This is a genomic window from Paenarthrobacter sp. NPDC090520, assembly GCF_044769205.1.
Classification (GTDB): domain Bacteria; phylum Actinomycetota; class Actinomycetes; order Actinomycetales; family Micrococcaceae; genus Arthrobacter.
The window spans coordinates 127,096-145,608 of sequence record NZ_JBIVXM010000011.1 but is presented as its reverse complement, the minus strand read 5'-3'; the positions used below and the strand labels follow the sequence as shown (position 1 = coordinate 145,608).

Sequence of the window (18,513 nt, the reverse complement as noted above, 5' to 3'; positions counted from 1 at the left end):
CCTAAATAACGTGGATGATGCGTACCAACCCGCGTCCGGGTCTTGCCATGAATGAGTGAATGCAAGGGCCAGTTCATGATGTGGATCGGTTTGTGATCCACGCATCAAAAATTGGTCAGTAGTTATGGACGAAATGCCGTTCCTGGATACCAGTCCCATCGAGGCCGTAGCTCAGCGATTCCGCGCTTCGATGCCGTGATTCGACCGTCAGGTGAAAGTGCAGGTTCCGGCGCTTGGCCGATTCGGTGGAACACACGGCCTTGGACTCGTTCTCCAAGGAGCACTGCCAACCGTCCGGAGCCTCGAGCGACCCGCCAACGATCCTCGCGCCATCCGGCGCCGAGAACACTGCAGTCCCCCGGCCCAGCGGTGCCGTGCCAGAGACAGTGAACTCGATGGTGAAAGGCGTGGTGAAGGGGTTTCCATCCTTTGTGGTCCCCACGGAAGAGGTGACCATTGCCGGCTGGGCGTCACGCTTGGGTGGTGGGTCTGGAGTCCGCGTGGGAGAGGGCGTCACTTCAGGGGCAGATGGCACGGGAGGTTCGACGGCGGGTGCGGTGCTTTGGGGCTCAGGCTCAGCAACCGGTGGCGGCGCTTCCTCTGTAGCCGGAACAACCGGCACGGACGGAATGTCACTTGGACTGGGCGACGGAGCAGGGGTCTCCGGCGGTGGGACTACGGTGGCCTGGCTGGGAACGGCAGCGGTCTGGACGGTCCGTTGTTCGGGAGGAGTCCCTTGGGAAAAGTAGTCAATGACTCCGGCCGCCCCCAACACGAGTCCCGCTGCCGCGGCGGTCATGATGGTTGCGGCCACCGGCTGGGCCAGGAGGGGCGCGACGGCTGCCACCTTGGCGGGAGCCGCGAGGCTTCCAATGATGCCGAGCCCGGAACCGCTGGCTGCCCACGCAGCCACGGGAATCCCCGTGACCAAGGGCAGGAGTACAGCTTTCATGCTCCCCTCCACGTCCCGGAGTTCTGCCACCACGGCCGTGCAACTCGCGCACCCCTCCAGGTGGGTACGGACCTTCCGCGCCGATGGCCCGGAAAGGCCACCCCGGATGAAGCTGCCGAGCTTGGCAACATACTCGGCGCATTCCCGGGTGGGGCCTTCCGACACATGGCATTGCAGGTACTGGCGGCGCAGGCCTTCCCTTGCCCGCAAGGCCAACGCCGAAACGGCGTTGGCCGACAGACCCAGCAAGGGTGCGGCTGCGGCCGGTTTCATGCGTTCAACGTCGAGGTACCACAGCACTGCCTGCCAACGCTCCGGCAGCATGCGGAATGCCTTGGCAACCGTATGGGATTCAAAGGCCTTGACGACGGCGTCGGGCTCGCCCACTGCATGATCCAGGGTGGAGTCGTCGCCGCTTGGGAGCGTCCTGCCCGCCTTGCGGTTCCGATGGTGGGACAGACGGGTGACAGTGGACAGCAGATAGGCGCGGAAGAACGTATCCGGGCCTTTTCCGGCAACGAGGTTCTGCAGCACGGACTGGAAGGCTTCCGCCACGATGTCCTCGGCGTCGCTGGGGTTGTCCACGTTGCGCCGGGCCACGGTAGAGGCGATGGAAATGTGCCGCTCATACAGGCCGTCGAAGGCTGCCGTGTCCCCACCCCGAACCAACGCAATAAGCTGCCCGTCGCTGGCCTCCTCCGGGTGCTGCGTCCTCCGCGCCATTTACGGCGTCCCCACATGCGAATAAATCTTGCCCATACATACGCAGTGAATGGCAGGACAAACTCATGACGCTCGTTTCTACAATCTTTTTAGGAATTAGAGTTGCCCGGCACGTCGTCATGAATGGCGGCATGGCCGCACTCTTCCGGTATGACCTCGTCCCGGACAAAATCGATCGCCGACTGTACGTTCTCGCGGCACCTCCTCTTACGCAGATGGCAGACCACCAGCTACCAGCAGGGATGGCGGTTCAAATCCGACTGGCTGCTGCCCGAAGTCCGTACGGTGGTCACGTCGCTGACAACCCGCTCCACGGTGCCGGCGCCCACGGCAAAGTCGCTGGGCGCTGCCCGGGCGAGGAACGGCGTGGGCATCAGCGAAACCATCACGGACTTCCGCGCCCTGTTCGACGCGGCAGACCAGAACCTCGACGTGGACGCACTCCAGTCACTGGCCGAGGGTTGGGTGGAAGGCGCCGAGGCGCTCCCGCCGATCTCCTGCACGGACGTCTACACCGGCCTCGCCACGCAGGCCCATTTCCAACGCCATCTCCTGGAGCTGGACAACGCAGGTCCCGAGTACTCCCGGCATCATGCGTTGGCCGTCATCGCACTCCCCGAGCCTCCGGACAGCCGAAGCCACGGGTGGACGTTGCTGGTCCAACTGGGCGCCCTGGTGCAGCGCCAGCTCAGCGGGACAGGCGCCATGGCAACCTACCGGAGTTCCGCGATCCACGTGGTGTTCCAGGTGTGCGAAGCCAACCTCGAACGGCTGGCCGCCTGCAAGGCGGCCATGGAAGCCCTGGGAGCCGGTTCCTTGAGTCCTTCGCGGATGCGCCTCTACCCGCTTTCGGAGGATGCCGGAACCTCCGAGCGGTGGCCTGAACTGCATTGACGGGAATCCGTGCAAGGGCGTCACGAAAGCAGGCACCGCGTCACTGATCTTTCGACGGCCCACGGTTTACCAACGAAGGATCCATTTCCCTATGAACAATCAGTTACGTCTCAAGGCGGCTTCCGCGGCCACCGCGCTACTCGCCCTACTGCTTTTGGTGGCGGGCGTGGTCTGGTCCGCCGCCCCCGCCCACGCCGCCGTGATTTCGGATGCCCGCATCACTTTGAGCACGCAGTCCGTGGTGACAAGCCAGTGGGACCAGATGGATATCTCCTGCGAGTGGAGCGTGCCGGACCACTCCAAGCCCGGCGACACCTTCGAACTCCAGCTGCCTCCCCAATTGCGCTGGTTTGGCAGTGCGTCGTTCGATCTGGACAACCCCGACGGCGAGACTGTCGCCAAGGCTGAGGCCAACGATTCCGGACTTGTGGTCTTCACCCTCACCGACTTTGTGAAGTCCCACCCGTTCGGTATCGGCGGCACCTGCTCCTTCACTACCCAGTACTCCGAGGTTCCCGGCGCAGACAGCCACAGCCAGCTTGATTTCGTCATTGGCGATACTGTGCTCCGCGTACCAGTGGACATCACGCCATGCACCAGCAATTGCGCACCAGTCCCCCTCACTCCCGGCAAAGCCATGTGGTGGGCGGATGCCAACCAGACGCGCCTCGAATCGATCATCTACATGCCGCCCATGAAGTCGGACACGAACGACGTAGTAGTGACTGATACGCCTGCCGAAGGCATGGAGATCGATTGCGATGAGATCACGCCCCGCGTCGGCACCGTTCTGAACGCCAACGGCAACATCATCGATCCCATGGATACAGACAAATACCCGGCAGTAGTCGACTGCACGTCCGGGAAGGTAACGGCCACCTGGACGGGATTGCCCAAGGGCGAGCGCGTGGAACTCTTTGTGGTCACCGCAGTGACCGACCCCGGCCTCGACTCCTACGCCAACACCGGAACAGTGACCATCTCCGGCGTTACCACTGACATCGGCGCCGAGACCAAGCGGACTGACGCCAACGGAAACGGCAACGCCACCTCCGGGCCAACGGCAACTCCCACCCCCACACGCACGGTGACACCCAGCCCCACCGTCACACCGACCGTCACGCCCACAGTGACACCCACACCGACTGTGACACCCACAGTGACTCCCACACCCAGCGCCACGGCCACGCCAACCGTGATGCCCACGTCCACGGCCAGCACCACGTCGTCCGCCCCGGTTGTGGTGGTACCGACGGAGACCACTCCCGCAGCAGGTGGCAGTGAAGGCCAGCTCGCCACCACGGGGGCCAACGGTCCGGTGTACATCTTCGTGGCCGCTGCATTCCTCGCTGTGGGTTCGCTGCTGGCTTTCGTTGCAACCAGGTCCGCAGCACGTCGGCGCTCCCACTAGGAACACCGGCTACACGAACTGCGATGCGATGTGCCGTCCCCCTGGCACATCGCATCGCTCTTAAGACGGGCTCGCGCTGGCATGTGTTGGGGGCCAGCGTGAGCCGCTCCACCGCGGGAATGCCTGTCCTTCCCGCATGGTTGACGGGAAGGAACAGCCGCCACAAGCGGAGCCTCGAGAACCAAGGAGAACCATGAGTCCCATCGCTACGGATGCCCAACTTGCCCGCTGGGAGAGGTTCCGCAGCGGACGGAATTCGGCCTTGGCATCGGACCACGGCTGGCTGACCTTGACCTCGTTCCAGTGGCTTGAGGAAGAACCGGCTGCCGTGGAGCTTGCCCCCGGGCTGTGGTCAACGGACGGAAGCAGCGCCGTCCTCACAGCAACCGTGGACGACAGGCTGAGCTTCGTAGCCACTGGCGAACCTGCAGTGGGTACGTTCACCGAAGCCCTCCAGGACGAAGAATCGCTCATGTGGGTGCAGTACGGCGGCCCGGAGGGACACCAAGTGGTGGTGGAACTGGCCGTCCGTGCGGACAAATATGCAATCCGTACCAGGGACAACGGCTCGCCCGTTTACACCGGCTTCACCAGCGTGCCAACGTTCGCCTACGATCCGCAGTGGGTGATCACAGGCACGTTCGAGGCGTATGACCATCCCGTGGACGTGCCCATCGGCACCGCCAACCCTTTGGTGGACGGGCTGCACCGCTCGGTGGGCGAGGTGGTGTTCCATGCTCCGGGTATTTCCCACGAGATCAGGCTCCACGCGGAAGAGGAGAAACTGGGTGCCCTCAACGTGACCTTCCATGATGAGACCAATGGCGAGACTACCGACGAATGGCGGAAGGTGTTCATCCCCAAGCCACGCCCTGACGGATCGGTAGTCATCGACTTCAACCGGGCCATCAATTACCCCAGCGCGTTCACTCCTTACGGGACGTGCCCCATGCCGGTGCGCGGAAACTCGATCGATGTCCGGGTAGAGGCCGGCGAGAAACTCCCTGAAGACCTGTAGCTAGGCGATGGCGGAAACCCCCGTGACAGCCCTGCCCACGATGAGTGAGTTGATCTCGTAGGAACCCTCGTAGGTATAGATCGCCTCGGCGTCGGCGAAGACTTTGGCTATCCCGTAGTCGGTCACGATTCCGTTTCCGCCCAGGATGGACCGGCCCAGGGCCACTGTTTCGCGCATCCGTGCGCTGCAGTAGGCCTTGGCCAGTGCCACTTGGGCCATATCGGCACCACCGTGCCGCATCCCGGCAGCGTCGGTGAAGATGTCCTCCTGCAATTGGGCAATCCGGACCATCATCCCCATGCTGGCCACCGCGTTGCCCAGCATGTCCACCAAGTGCTGCTGGATCAGCTGGAACTTGGCCAGCGGCCTGCCGAATTGGAGGCGTTCCACGGCGTATTGCCGCGCAATATCAAAAGCAGCCAACTGTTGGCCTACCGCTTGCCAGGCCACCATGATCCGTGAGCCGCGCAGGAGGTGGTTGGTGTCCGCAAAGCTGTTGATCCCGGCGAAACGATCGGCCTCGGCCACGTGGACATCGTCGAAAAGAATGTCGGCGTTCTGCACGGTCCGCAACGCCACCTTGTTTTCGATGCGGCTGCGGGTGATCCCCGGCAGGGAGGCATCGACAATGAACCCCCGTACCGCTCCGTCGGCCTGGTCCTTGGCCCACACCAGCATGTAGTCGCAGAACGTCCCGTTCCCGATCCAGCGCTTGGCACCGTTGATCACCCAGTAGTCGCCGCCGTCGGACTGGTCCCTGGCGACGCGCCGCGCCGTTGTTTCCATACCGCCGGCGACGTCTGAGCCGTGGTTCGGCTCGGTGAGTGCGAAGGCTCCGGTGGTGCGGAGGTTGGAGGCGTCATCAAGGTAGCGGTCCTGCTGGGCGTCGCTGCCGAAATCGTAGAGCGATTCGACGAAGAGGTCGTGGTGGACCATGAAGAAAGTGGCGATGGAGGTGTCCACGCGCGTCATTTCGGCGATGACCAAGCCCGCGAACAGGTGCGTGTAGCCGCGCTGGGCGGGTGCGCTGAGCCGGAGTGCTGCCAGCTTGGGCAGGATGTGCTCGGGAAACTCCGCTTTGTCCCACCATTGGCCGGCATACGGGGCGATCTCGGTGGCCAGGAATGCCCTGAGTTCCTTCAGTTTGCGTTGCTCCTGGACGCTGAGGAGCGACTCGAAGTCGAAGAAATCTGCCGCGGGCAAGTCCGTCAAAGTGGCCGTCACTTGAGCCCCATCCGGATGGCACCGTCGAGGCGGATGGTCTCTCCATTGAGCATGGCGTTTTCCACGATATGCGCGGCCAGGTTGGCATACTCTTCGGGCCGGCCCAGGCGCGCGGGGTGCGGTACTTGCTGTCCCAGTGACTCCTGGGCGGCCGGGGGCAGGCCCGCCATCATGGGCGTTTCAAAGATCCCGGGGGCGATGGTGTCCACCCGGATCAGGGAGCGGGCAAATTCGCGGGCGAGCGGAAGCGTCATCGCTGCAACTGCACCTTTGGAGGCGGCATAGGCCGGTTGCCCGATCTGGCCTTCGAATGCTGCCACGGACGCCGTGTTGATGATGACTCCACGTTCCGGCCCGCCGAGTTCCGTGCTGACGGGCTCGTTCTGCACCATCGAAGCGGCGGCGAGCCGGACCACGTTGAAGGTGCCCACCAGGTTGATCTGGATGACCCTGTTGAAGGTTTCAAGGGGCAGCACACCGTCCCGCCCCAGGACCTTGCCCGGCGTCGCGATGCCTGCGCAGTTCACGACGATCCGCAGGACTCCCAGCGCGGCGGCAGCATCGACGGCCGCTTGGACCTGGGCCTCGTCGGTGACGTCCGCCGGGGCGAAAACAGCCTGTTGCCCTGTTGCGCTTTCGTTGAGTCCGGCCGCATAGGCCTCGCCGGCGGACTGAGGCAAATCCACCAACACCACCGACGCCCCGGCATCGAACAGCCGCTTGGCGGTAGCGGCACCCAGCCCTGACGCTCCCCCGGTGACCAGTGCAACTGTGCCCTTGATGTCCATCCATCCTCCTTGATGCAGACGCGATGCAGTCCTTCGACGACCAAAATCCGTTAATGCATGTTAACTGGAATTGTGACCCAGCGCACGTTGGATAGGCCCAAGGCCCGCCGGGACCCTAACGCCAGGCCGGGGCTCCGCCGATAGGCTGGGACCATGCCGAGCAACGCCGAGCCACCTGCCCTTCCGAGCCAGTGGGCGAATCGCGCCGACCACGCTGCCCACTCGGTAACCCGCACTTTCGGCAGGCGCTTGTTCCTCCTCCCGGGCACACACATTGGCGCCATCAAGGTCCCGTGGCAGGCAAGCAGTCTCTTCGGCCCGTGGCACTACTGGTGGCAAGCGCATTACGTGGACTGCCTGGTGGATACCGGCCGCCGGGAACTCGCCACCGGAGCAAAGTTCGACGGCGGTTCTCGCCCCAGCGCCGGACGGCTCGCGTCACGGCTGGTCACTTCCGTCCGGATCAGGAACCGCTTCAGGTTCGTCAACCACTTCTACGACGACATGGCCTGGCTGGCCCTTTCGACGCTCAGGCTGGACCAGTTGGCGGAGGAAACCCGCAAGCCCGGACGCCGCCGCAACGCCTACGTGCGCAGGTCCCTCACCCTGCAATTCAACTCCGCCGCCACGGAAGACCTTGGCGGGGGCACCTTCTGGAGCACGGGGAGGGACTTCAAGAACACCCCCGCCACGGCTCCCATCGCCTTGTATTTCGCCCGTACCGGGCACCGGGATAAGGCCCAGGTCCTGGTGGATTGGCTCAACACCAAGCTGCTCAACCCGGACAACGGCCTCTACATGGATGGGCTGCGGATCCGGAATGGCGGAACCGTGCTGGAAAACGCCATCTACACCTACAACCAGGGCCCGGTCCTGGGAGCACTGCTGGAACTCGGCGGCGACGCGAACATCAACAGGGCAGCGGAACTCGTCGAGGCAACAGCGCGTGGGCTGACCGTGGACGGCACCTCCATCATCCGCGGCCAAGGGACCGGCGATGGCGGCCTGTTCACGGGCATCCTGGTCCGCTACCTGGCTGCGGCCGCCCGCGACAGGCAACTCCCTGAAGGGGCCCGCGCCACGGCAAAGGAGATGGTGCTGGCTACCGCTGAGGCTTTGTGGGCCGGCCGCCACGAGCCCAGTGCCCAAGAGTCAGGGGCCGCAGCCACCGCCGGGGATGACAACGCAGCCCGAACTCAACCAGTGTTCTCCCCCGACCCCCTGCGCCCGGCGGGCGAGACGTATCCGCCGGGTACCGCCGTCGAACTTTCCACCCAATTGCAGGCGTGGATGGCGTTCGAGGCAGCAGCCACCCTGCACCCAACTGAGTAGCATTTGTGCGCGTTTTGAGCCGTCAAAACGCGCACAAATGCGACCTAGTTGGGCGGGGAGGCGGGACTTTTCTTCTGCGGGTACGGGGCTTCGTGCCGGGCCAGCATTTCCACGAAGCCCGCGATCTTCCTTGCCCGGGTTTCGGCGCGCTTGACCGAGTTGGTCCGGTGGATCAGCGCGAAGCGGTTCTGCGATGTCAGGACCTCGAACATCGCCTGGGCCTCCGGAACGGCGGCAATGGCCGCGGCCAGATCCTCCGGCACTTCAATGGTGGCCGGCCCGGCATAAGCTGCCTCCCAGCGTCCATCGGCTTTGGCGGCGTCGACGGCGGCCCATCCGGAGGCGGTCATCCTCCCGGCCTCGTCCAAACGGGCAATGTGCCCCACGTTCCGGGCGGACCAGATGCTCTTGGCGCCGCGCGGGGTCATACGCTGGAAGTAGCTCTCGGCGTCGCGTTTTTTCACCTGCCCGTCAATCCACCCGAAGCAGAGGGCCTCGTCCAGGGCGGCGTCGTAATCGAGTTCGGTGACGTTGCCGCCCTTCTTGTGGAGGACCAGCCACACGCCGCGGCTCTCTGCCGCGTGATCGGACAACCATTCGCGCCATTGGTCCGCGTCTTTGACGATCAGTTCTGCAAGTTCGATGGGCATGGCCCCATTCTGCTGTGAATCCGTGCTTTCGGCATAGGCTTGGGAGCGGAAGCCGCGAATTGCCGGGAACCAGCCCAGGAGGATCCATGCTGCGAGCACGCCCCATCCACTTCACCTCCCGGCCGGAACCGTGGGCCGAACTGCTTGAGGCTCTTGGCCTGGTGGTCACCAAAGCGGACAAGGACTGGTGGGAGTTCGACGCCGGATCGGGCCGCCTCGCGTTGCACAGGGTGGCGCACGAATCCACCCAGCCGGACGATGGCACCACCATGTTCGGCGTTGAGGTGGGCGTGCTGGACGAGTTCGCCCGGCGGACCAGGGACGACGGAACCATCGCGGACGTCACCGAGGCAGCCCACGGGGAAACCGTCCAAGTAACGGCACGGGATGGCTTCACCTTCCTTGCCGACCCGGCCCAACGCGCCGCGGACGGAACCTGGTCAACCTCGGACGAAGCCGACCCGGCACTCGCCGTGGTGGCCACGTGGGTGAGTCCCGACGTCGTGGGTTCCGCCCAGGAGCTGCGCAACATTGGCGCGCGGCCGCGCTCCTCGACCGACGAGTCGGCTACCTTCACTACCAAGAACGGCGGCATCCTGCGGGTGGTGCACGGCGCGGAGCCCGCGTCCGGCGACCTGGCCTTCGAGTACGACGGCGGCCTGGAACCGCTGCTGGACAGGCTCCACGGGGCGGGCATCGACTCAAGGATCGAGGACGATGTGCTGTACGTCGCCAACCCGGACGCGGCTGCCGGCTCCGCGCCGGCGTCGATCGTGGTGACGGGTACCTAGTCCTCCAACGCCCCGTCGCAAAGCCGCCGGACCACCTCGGTGAGCATGGTCAGCCCCGCAACGATGTCCTGGTCCGTGGTGTACTCGTGCTCGTTGTGCGAGATCCCGTCCACGCTGGGCACGAACAGCATCACGGTGGGAACCAGGTCCTTCATGTTGGTGGAGTCGTGACCGGCGAGGGTCATGACTTCCTTGTTGGACAGCCCCAAGTCTGCTGCAACTTTGGCGGCAAGTTCCACGCCCTCGGGCTGGTACGGCGTCACGGCCCAGGAGTGCGAGTGGTGCTGCTCCACGGAGACGTTGGCCGCCTGTTCGATCTCCGCGATGCGTTGGTGCAGCAACGCATCGGCCTCGGCCAGCACGGCTTCGTCGGCGCTGCGCAGGTCAAGGAGCAGGTTCACGCGGGACGGAACCACCACGGGCGAGTTCGGGTAGACGTTGAGCTGGCCGACGGAGGTGTGCAGGACGCCAGGGAAACGGTCGGCGAGTTCACGGGCAGCAACCACCAGCATCGAAGCCCCGAGCAGGGCGTCTTTACGGTCCGCGATCACGGTGGATCCGGTGTGCGCCTGCTCGCCGTGGACCACGAATTCGTACTTGTTGGCGGCCCAGTTGGAGCTCACCAAGCCGATGGTGATGCCCTCGCGTTCCATGCTGCGGCCCTGCTCGATGTGGATCTCGGCGCAGTAGGCAGCCTCCGGCCCTTCATACGAGCCGCGGCAGCCGATCGCATCCAGCGCGTCCCGCACGGTGACCCCTGCGGCATCCTTGGTGTTAAGGGCGTCCTCGAGTTCCAGTTTTCCGGTGTAGACGGAGGAGCCCATCATGGACGGCTTGAAGCGGCTGCCTTCCTCGTTGAACCAATTGACGACGGCGAGGTTGAAAGTGGGTGCCTCGGCGCCGGCTTCCCAGCGGCTCACCAATCGGAACGCAGCGTGGGCGGCAGCGAGGACGCCGTACGCACCGTCGTAACGTCCCGCCGTCGGCTGTGAATCCATGTGCGAGCCGACTACCACGAACGGCGCACCGGGCACGGCTTCGTAGAGGCCCCACTGGTTGCCTGCGTGGTCGAACTTCACGGTGAAGCCGTGCTCCTCGAGGAGGCCGGTGAGCCAGCGGCGCTGTTCGCCGTCGGGGACGGTGGCGGCCTGGCGGTCCACGCCGCCGTTCTCAGTGGCTCCGAAGACGCTCATGGTCCGGAAGTCCTGCACGAAAGCGGTGTCCTGGGCGGTGAAGCTGGCTGTGGTTGTCATGGTCTCCCCTAAAGGCTGTGGTGCGACTGGCCGGCTGGAACGAGCGACGCCGGCGCAGTGTGGAAGTCGGTTGATTGGTAGGTGAAACGGCCTCCGACGGCGGTGGCCAGGACGCGCAGTTGGCTGATGTCGGGTGCGTCCAAAGGAGAGGCCGAGAGGACTGTGAAGTCCGCGAGCTTGCCGGGTGTGAGGGTCCCTTTCACGTCCAGCGATCCCGTGGCCTCGGCGGCTCCGCTCGTGTAGGCCGCCAGGGCCTGCAACGGCGTGAGCCGCTCGGCCGGATTGCCGAAGACCGCGCCGGATTCCGTGCGACGGTCCACGAACGCCTGCATCCCGCGCAGGACGTTCCCATCGGCGACCGGCCTGTCGGAGCTGCCTGCGAGCGTGACTCCGGCTTCGAGGAAGCTCGCTGCCCGGTACGCCCACGGAAGGCGCTCCAGCCCGAGCGAAGCAGTCATGCCATCTCCGCCGTCGCGGAAGAAGCTGGCCTGTGGCGTGACGGCGATGCCCGCTTCGGCGAGCCTGTCCAGCTGCTCCGGCCGGGTCATGGAGGCATGCTCGATCCTGTTGGGCACACACCGTGGGCCGTAGGTGGCCTGGCAATCCGAGAGGATATCCAGGGCCAGGTCGATGGCGCGGTCTCCGATGGCGTGGGCGGCGATGGACCATCCAGCGGCGTAGGCGGATTCGATGCGTTCCCGGAGTTGCGCCGGGTCGGCTTGGAAGTAACCCACATTGCCGCGGTTGTCCTTGTGCCCGTGGCTGCAGAACTCGTGGCTCACGGCAGCCGTCTCACCCAGAAGCGAGCCGTCCAGAAACACCTTCGCCGGCCCGAGTGACAGGAAGCCGCTGCCGAATCCGGTGGAAATCCCCAGGTCCAGTCCGGCGGGAGCCGCACCGGGACTGTCCGAGGTATGTCCATCAAGGGTATGCAGCACATCCAGTACCGGCATCACCTGCGCCCGGGCGTGCAGGCGGCCGTTCCCAGCAGCCCGTTGGTAGGCGGCGAGTTCGGCCGGGCTGTGCCCGATCCAGCCTCCGCCCACCCCGGCTTCGGTGAAACTCGTGATTCCCTCCGAGGCGTAGTACGCCGTAGCCCGCTCCAGCGCCGCCTCGATGTCATCCAGGGAGTAAGGCAGGATCAGTTGCTGGATGAGTTCCTGCGCCGTTTCCTGGACGAGTCCCGTGGGACGTCCCGCCGCGTCGCGGACAATGGCACCGCCGTCGGGGTCGGGGAACGACGGCGAGTGGGCACCTGCCAGCCGCAGCGCGGCCGTGTTGACCACGGCCATGTGCCCGGAGTTGTGGCGCATGAACAGCGGCCGCTCCCCCGTGATGCGATCAAGCTCTTCGATGTCCGGGAAGAGACCGCCGTGCTGGGTCTGGCTGAAGCCGGTAGCGAAGAGCCAGCCCTCGCCTTTGGTTCCACCGCCATCCGTGACTGCGTCCCGCAGCAGCGAATACAGTTCCTCCAGGCCCCGGGCACCGGACACGTCCAGTTCCCCGAGTCCCAGGCCGAACCACGTGGTGTGGCAGTGGGCGTCGATGAAGCCCGGAGTTACCGTCGCGCCGCCGAGGTCCAAAACCTGGGTGGCTTCCACACCGGACAGGTCCTCGTCGAGGCCCACGATGCGGCCCTGCCAGATGCCCAGCGAACTGGCGGTGGGCCGGTCCGGGTCCATGGTGATGATGTCTGCGTTGCGCAGGAGGAGATCGAGTTTCATGGCGTTTTCTAGCGGTGGGACGTGGTGACGGACTTGATGCGCGTGTAGTCCTCGAGCCCGAACACGGACAGGTCCTTGCCGGTACCGGAGTGCTTGAAGCCACCGTGCGGCGCTTCGGCCGGGATGACCTGGTGGCAGTTGATCCAGACAGCACCGAAGTCGAGCTCATTGGAAACGCGCGTCACCACACCGTGGTTCTCGGACCAGACACTGGAGGCCAGGGCGTACTTGGTGCCGTTGGCGAGCTCCAGGGCTTCCTCTTCCGTGGCGAAGGGCTGGACGGTCAGGACGGGACCGAAGATCTCGTCGCACACCACCTCATCGGTCTGGAACACGCCGTCGATCACCGTGGGTTCGAAGAAGTACCCGGTTCCGGTGCGTTTGCCACCGGCCAGGACCTGCGCGTTCGCGGGAAGGCGGGACATGAAGCCCTCCACGCGTTCCAACTGGGCGGCGCTGTTGAGCGGGCCAAGGTCCTCGCCAACACGAAGAGCCGAGGCAGCATCGGCCAAAGCCGCGGCGAACTCCGCATGGATGTCCTGGTGGACCAGCACGCGGGTCACGGCCGTGCAGTCCTGGCCCGCGTTGAAGAAGGCGGCCAGGGCGATCTCGCGTGCGGTCCGCTGGATATCGACGTCGGCAAACACCACCGCGGGTGCCTTGCCGCCGAGCTCCAAATGGACGTCCTTGAGGGTCTTGGACGCTGCGGACATCACCTGGGCACCGGCCCGCGTGGATCCGGTGATGGACACCATTTCCGGAATCTCGTGGTCCACCATGGCAGCCCCGGCTTCGCGGCCGCCGCACACCACGTTGACCACACCGGCCGGGTACACCTGTTGGGCCAGTTCAGCCAGCACCACAGTGGACCACGGGGTGGTGTCGGCAGGCTTGAGGACCAGGGCGTTGCCCGCTGCCAAGGCCGGGCCGATCTTCCAGATGGCCATCATGAACGGGTAGTTCCACGGAGTAATCTGGGCGACCACGCCGATCGGCTCCCGCCGGATGGTCGAAGAGAATCCTTCGACGTACTCGGTCTGTGCCGTGCCCGAAACCACCCGGCAGGCTCCAGCAAAGAAGCGGAGTTGGTCGGCACCGCGGAGAATTTCGAGCTCGCGGGTGAGGGTCGCCGGCTTGCCCGTGCAGGCAACTTCGGCTTCGAGCAACCGGTCAACGTTGGCCTCGATCAGGTCCGCCAGCTGCAACAGCAGCGACTGGCGCGTGCCCGGCGTCGTGCGCTTGTAGCTCTTGAAAGCCGCGGCAGCGGCCTGGAACGCGGCGTCGACCGTGGCGGCGTCGCTGTCCGGAGCGGTACCGATCTGCTCGCCCGTGGTGGGGTCGAAGAACGGGAGAGTTTCCGGCGCGGAGACGGACTCGCCGTTGATGATGTTCTGGAGCTGAATCACGAAAAAGGTCCTGACTCTTAGTTTGACGTCTTGGGCGAACGCGTTGTGGGGTCCTGCGGCAAGTGCAGCAGCGCCGGAAGGCCGGAGTCGACGGCGCGGCGGAACGCGGCTGCGAAGTCTTCCGTGCGGTCCACCCGCTCGCCGTAACCGCCGTAGGAACGGGCCAGCGCGGCGAAGTCCGGGTTGGTCATGTGTGTTCCGGACGGACGGTCCGGGTAGTGCGCTTCCTGGTGCTCACGGATGGTGGCAAAGATGCCGTTGTCCACTACCAGCACGATGAACTGCGCGCCGTAGCCCATGGCTGTGGCGATTTCCTGGCCGTTCATCATGAAGCAGCCATCTCCTGCCACGGAGATAACCTGGCGTCCCGGGTACGCAAGCGACGCTGCCACTGCGGCCGGGATGCCCATGCCCATGGCGCCGTTGCGCGGCGCGGCCAACGAGTTGGCGGTGTTGTGGTCCAGGTAGCGTGCGGGCCACAGGGCGTGGTTCCCGGCACCGAAGGTAAGGACGGCGTCGTCGTCCATCTCTTTCTTGAGGACCTCCATGGCGACGCCCAAGTCGACGCCGATTCCGCCGTCGGGCGTTGGCGTGGAGAACCTCAGTTGTTCGGCGCGGGCGCTGGCGAACCAGCCGTCCTGTGGTTCCACGGCAGCGTCAACGGCGGCGAGGGCACCCGCAAACGCCGTCACGTCCGCGATCACGTGCTGGTCCACCCGGCCGAAGTGGCCCAACAGGTTCGCGTCTGCGTTGACCACAATGGTCTCGGCGCTGAGCCCCCGCTGGTAGCCGTCGGAGAGGACGTCGCCGCGGACGCAGCCTACAAAGACCAGCAGATCGGCGTCGTCCAGGCGCTGGGCGTTCGCGTCGCTGCGACCGTATCCGAGGAAGCCTGCGTAAGCGTCGCTCAGGTGGGGAACGGCGTCGTAGGCACGGAAGTCCGCCACCACCGGGATGTTGTGGCGGCTCGCCCAGGCGGCCAGTTGCTCGCCGGACTCCTGCGTCCAACCTTCGCCGCCGACGACGATGAGCGGCTTGCGTGACTGCTCCAGCTTCTGCTTCAACGCGGCAAGGTCCGCGACGGTCGGCTCCGGGCGGGCGACCGTGCGGGGTTCCACCGGGGCGTCCTCGACGACGTGCACCAGGACGTCCTCCGGAAGGCCGATGACCACGGGTCCAGGACGCCCGCTGAGGGCTGTGAAGATGGCGTCGTCCACCACGCGTGCTGCGGAAGCGGCGTCGTCGAGCGTGACCACCTTCTTGGCGGTGCTGCCGAACCAGGCGTTGATGTCGAACTCCTGGAACGACTCCCGCCCACGGTCTGCGACCGGGATCAGGCCGACGAACAGGATCAGCGGCGTGGCATCCTGGTGGGCCGTGTGGATGGCGATGAACGCGTTTGCTGCGCCCGGACCGCGGGTCACCATGGCCACACCTGGAAGTTCCGTCAGGCGGCCTTCGGCGAGGGCCATGAACCCGGCGCCGCCTTCCTGGCGGGCCACGACGTTCTGGATGGGCGAGCCGTGCAGTCCGTCAAGCACGTCAAGGAAGCTCTCCCCGGGAACGGTGTAAACCCGCTTGATGCCTGCCCGTTCGAGTTGGCCAACAATCAGGTGGCCCGCAGTGGTGGTGCTCAATGCTTCATTCCTTCTTCTTCGATGGAAAGGCGTGGGAGGAACAATCCGGAGAGGGCGGTCAGTGCGGAAACAACCAGCAGGATGATGGCGCCCGGCCAGAAGGAGTTGTTGGTGGCCACCAGGGCCGTGGCGATCAGCGGCACGAAGCCGGAGATGACGCCTGCCGTGTTGGACGTAATGGCGACGCCGGTGTAGCGCACCTTCGTGGCGAAGAGGGCAGTCAGAGCAGTACCGGAGACTGCGTAGGGAATGGAAAGAACCGCGACGCCGATCATCATGCCCAGGACAACCAGGACGGGGTTGCGGCTGTCGATGGCCAGGAACACCGGGACTGCGATGAGGGCTGAGGCAACGCCACCCCAGAGGATGACCTTGCTGGCGCCGAATTTCTCGCCCAGGCGGCCGGCCCAGATGAGCGCGCCGATTTCGAGGGCAGCGGCAAGCAGGGTGCCCAGGAGCAACAACTCGGAGGGCAGCTTGAGGACCTTGGTGCCGTAGAAGACCACAAAGCTGGTGATGAGGTAGAAGCCGCCGATGCCCAGGAGCGCCGAGCACATGCCCACCAGGATCTGCCGCCAACTGTTCTTCAGGACGCCGCGGATGGGCGCATGCTCGGTTTCGCCGGATTCCATGAGGGCTTCGAATTCGGGCGACTCGCTGAGCTTGCTGCGGATCCACAGGGATACGGCCAGCAGCGGGATGGCGGCGATGAAGGGAATACGCCAGCCCCAGGCATCGAAGTTGGTCTGGCCCACCAGGAAGAGCATGCCGAAGAAACCGCCCGAGGACAGGATGGTGCCGATCGGCGAACCCACCTGCGGAAGCGCCGCATAGCGGGCACGCTTCTCCACTGGAGCGTTCTCGACGGCGATGATCACCGCGCCGCTCCACTCACCGCCGACGGCGAGGCCCTGGACGATGCGCAGCGCCACGAGGAGGATGGGGGCGGCCAGGCCGATGGTCATGTAGTTCGGAAGCAGGCCGATAAGTCCGGTGACAATGCCGATCCCGACGATGGTGACCATGAGGATCTTCTTGCGGCCAACCTTGTCGCCCAGGGCGCCAAAGATGAAGCCGCCGATGGGGCGGGCCACGAAGCCAACAGCCAACGTTGCGAAAGAGCCCATTGCTGCGACGAACGGGTCCTGCGAGACGAAGAACTGGGCGTTGAACACCAGGGCCGCAGCCGTGGTGAACAGGAAGAAGTCGTACCATTCCAACGCCGTGCCCACCAGGGCAGCGAGGGCCACCTTCTTGGTGACGCTTTCATCGACGACGCGTGCTGCCGTAGGGCTGACGCCCGTGGCTCCGCTGACGGTGCTTGCCATTGTTGCTCCAAAAGTGCGAAAACGGGACCGGGCGTTGGGGGCCCGGAAGGTGGTGTGGATGCTTGTGAGGGGGTTCACTCCACAGTGACTTATTCCATAGTGCCAGTAGTTTTTCCCAAAATAACTAGCGATACATCACGCAAAAGGGTCGCTAGGATGTGTGAATGCACAATGTTGAAACGTCGGGGCATACCCAGCGCTGGACGGAACTGGTGGATCAGCTGGACGGGCGGCTGGATGAACTGGCCCGCGCGTTTACCGCCAGGGTCCGGGAAATCCCCGAATACGGCGAAAGCCAGGTGACTATCCAGGAGATCACCGAGACTGCCCGCGGAACGTTCCGGCGCCTCATCCGTGGGCTCAAGAACGGCACAACGGACAGCAGCGACGGACTGCTGGACTTCGCCTCCGACCTCGGCTCCAAGCGCGCCCGCGCAGGAATCCCGCCCGAATCACTGACGTCCGCAGTGCGCCTGGACTTCAGCATCCTGTGGGCCGAACTGCTGGAGATTGCCAAGCCGGAGGACGCGATCCTGTTGGCCACCAGGGTGGACCAGGTGTGGCGGGTGGTGGACGAGTTCGCCACCCGGACCCACACGAGCTACCTCACCGAACGCGTGCGCATGGCCCAGGAAGAATCGAGTATCCAGCGTGAGTTCATCGCACGGCTCTTCAACCAGAGCACGCCGTCCCTGGAGACCTCCGCGCAAGTAGCTTCGGCCCTCGGCATCAACCCGGAATCCCGGTTTGCCCTGGTGGCTGCGAGCGGCGATCCCGGGGCACGGCTCCGGGCTGCCGCGTCGCAGTTCGGATCGAACCAGCACTCCCGGCAGCGATTGTTCCTGCACGAGTCGGGCGGAAATACCTACGTGTTCTGGACCCTGCCGCCGCTCCGGTCAAGGGGTCCGGTAAACCGCGGCGAGCTTCACGGACCCGACGCCGAAAGACATCAGCTGCCGCCCGGCGTCGTGGACGTCCCGTGCGGTTACGTCCCGGAGATCCTCGGGTTGCGGGCCCTGCCAGCAGCGGCCCGGACGGCAGAAAGCCTGGCCGCGCTGCTCCGGCCACGCGATGCAGGTCCGCTGTCCGCTGGCTCAGCATGGGCTCGGCTGGCGCAACAGAACCTGCAGGACGCCGGACTGGACCTTGCCGCCGAACTCGAGGACGCCCTGGCCGAATGCAAGGGCGGCGAGCGCGAGCGCCTGTTGGAGACCGTTCGAAACTACCTGACCACAGGGAACGTTACCCTGACCTCGGAGCAGTTGTTCTGCCACCGGAACACCATCCTGAACCGGCTCAACCGCTTCCAGGAATTGACCGGAATCGACCTCGCGGTGCCGGTGAGCGCAGCACGGCTGGTGGTGGCCTGGGCATAGTGCCGC

The 18,513-nt window shown here is 65.2% G+C and carries 15 protein-coding genes; 6 read left to right on the top strand and 9 right to left on the bottom strand.

The window, feature by feature from the left end:
* Positions 1-115 precede the first annotated feature (115 nt).
* A complete protein-coding gene (locus ACIQTZ_RS14995) occupies positions 116-1,675 on the bottom strand; it encodes a zf-HC2 domain-containing protein (RefSeq protein ID WP_402981956.1) in 1,560 nt (519 codons plus the stop codon).
* A gap of 150 nt (positions 1,676-1,825) precedes the next feature.
* On the opposite strand from ACIQTZ_RS14995, the gene ACIQTZ_RS14990 reads away from it, so the two are divergent.
* From ACIQTZ_RS14990 to ACIQTZ_RS14980, 3 genes are all read left to right on the top strand, one after another.
* On the top strand, positions 1,826-2,569 hold the full coding sequence (locus tag ACIQTZ_RS14990) for a hypothetical protein (RefSeq protein ID WP_400336067.1): 744 nt from the start codon (positions 1,826-1,828) through the stop codon (positions 2,567-2,569).
* A gap of 91 nt (positions 2,570-2,660) precedes the next feature.
* Positions 2,661-3,980 carry an Ig-like domain-containing protein gene (locus ACIQTZ_RS14985; RefSeq protein ID WP_402981954.1) on the top strand — a complete coding sequence of 440 codons (1,320 nt, stop codon included), beginning with the start codon at positions 2,661-2,663 and terminating at the stop codon, positions 3,978-3,980.
* A 193-nt stretch (positions 3,981-4,173) separates the two neighbouring features.
* Complete coding sequence (locus tag ACIQTZ_RS14980) at positions 4,174-4,998, top strand: DUF1684 domain-containing protein (protein WP_402981952.1); 825 nt, start codon at positions 4,174-4,176, stop codon at positions 4,996-4,998.
* On the opposite strand, the gene ACIQTZ_RS14975 is transcribed toward ACIQTZ_RS14980, so the two are convergent.
* Both ACIQTZ_RS14975 and ACIQTZ_RS14970 read right to left on the bottom strand, forming a co-directional pair.
* Positions 4,999-6,222 (bottom strand): acyl-CoA dehydrogenase family protein, encoded by a 1,224-nt coding sequence (locus tag ACIQTZ_RS14975; protein WP_402951543.1) that lies wholly within the window; start codon positions 6,220-6,222, stop codon positions 4,999-5,001.
* Positions 6,219-7,010, bottom strand: a complete 792-nt coding sequence (locus ACIQTZ_RS14970; RefSeq protein WP_400336076.1) for an SDR family NAD(P)-dependent oxidoreductase — start codon at positions 7,008-7,010, stop codon at positions 6,219-6,221. The genes ACIQTZ_RS14975 and ACIQTZ_RS14970 overlap by 4 nt, the downstream gene beginning before the upstream one ends.
* A gap of 153 nt (positions 7,011-7,163) precedes the next feature.
* Between ACIQTZ_RS14970 and ACIQTZ_RS14965 the strand changes: the two genes are divergently transcribed.
* Positions 7,164-8,342: a glycoside hydrolase family 76 protein gene (locus ACIQTZ_RS14965; protein ID WP_402981950.1), complete on the top strand. Its 1,179-nt coding sequence runs from the start codon at positions 7,164-7,166 to the stop codon at positions 8,340-8,342.
* 44 nt (positions 8,343-8,386) lie between these two features.
* On the opposite strand, the gene ACIQTZ_RS14960 is transcribed toward ACIQTZ_RS14965, so the two are convergent.
* Positions 8,387-8,992: a YdeI family protein gene (locus ACIQTZ_RS14960; RefSeq protein WP_400336093.1), complete on the bottom strand. Its 606-nt coding sequence runs from the start codon at positions 8,990-8,992 to the stop codon at positions 8,387-8,389.
* A gap of 86 nt (positions 8,993-9,078) precedes the next feature.
* Here ACIQTZ_RS14960 and ACIQTZ_RS14955 point away from each other — a divergent pair, with 86 nt between their 5' ends.
* On the top strand, positions 9,079-9,783 hold the full coding sequence (locus tag ACIQTZ_RS14955) for a hypothetical protein (RefSeq protein WP_402981948.1): 705 nt from the start codon (positions 9,079-9,081) through the stop codon (positions 9,781-9,783).
* On the opposite strand, the gene ACIQTZ_RS14950 is transcribed toward ACIQTZ_RS14955, so the two are convergent.
* From ACIQTZ_RS14950 to ACIQTZ_RS14930, 5 genes are read right to left on the bottom strand one after another with little or no spacing between them, the layout of a single operon-like run.
* Positions 9,780-11,036, bottom strand: coding sequence for a M20 family metallo-hydrolase (locus tag ACIQTZ_RS14950; protein WP_402981946.1), 1,257 nt, complete (start codon positions 11,034-11,036; stop codon positions 9,780-9,782). The genes ACIQTZ_RS14955 and ACIQTZ_RS14950 overlap by 4 nt on opposite strands.
* A gap of 8 nt (positions 11,037-11,044) precedes the next feature.
* Positions 11,045-12,760, bottom strand: a complete 1,716-nt coding sequence (locus ACIQTZ_RS14945; RefSeq protein ID WP_402981944.1) for an amidohydrolase — start codon at positions 12,758-12,760, stop codon at positions 11,045-11,047.
* Between the two features lie 8 nt (positions 12,761-12,768).
* Positions 12,769-14,166, bottom strand: a complete 1,398-nt coding sequence (locus ACIQTZ_RS14940; RefSeq protein WP_402946469.1) for a gamma-aminobutyraldehyde dehydrogenase — start codon at positions 14,164-14,166, stop codon at positions 12,769-12,771.
* A 17-nt stretch (positions 14,167-14,183) separates the two neighbouring features.
* Positions 14,184-15,803, bottom strand: a complete 1,620-nt coding sequence (locus tag ACIQTZ_RS14935; RefSeq protein WP_402981942.1) for a thiamine pyrophosphate-dependent enzyme — start codon at positions 15,801-15,803, stop codon at positions 14,184-14,186.
* Positions 15,800-17,131 carry an MFS transporter gene (locus tag ACIQTZ_RS14930; RefSeq protein ID WP_400336104.1) on the bottom strand — a complete coding sequence of 444 codons (1,332 nt, stop codon included), beginning with the start codon at positions 17,129-17,131 and terminating at the stop codon, positions 15,800-15,802. Before ACIQTZ_RS14930 ends, ACIQTZ_RS14935 begins: the two co-directional genes overlap by 4 nt.
* Before the next feature lie 164 nt (positions 17,132-17,295).
* On the opposite strand from ACIQTZ_RS14930, the gene ACIQTZ_RS14925 reads away from it, so the two are divergent.
* On the top strand, positions 17,296-18,507 hold the full coding sequence (locus ACIQTZ_RS14925) for a PucR family transcriptional regulator (RefSeq protein WP_402981940.1): 1,212 nt from the start codon (positions 17,296-17,298) through the stop codon (positions 18,505-18,507).
* Positions 18,508-18,513 lie beyond the last annotated feature (6 nt).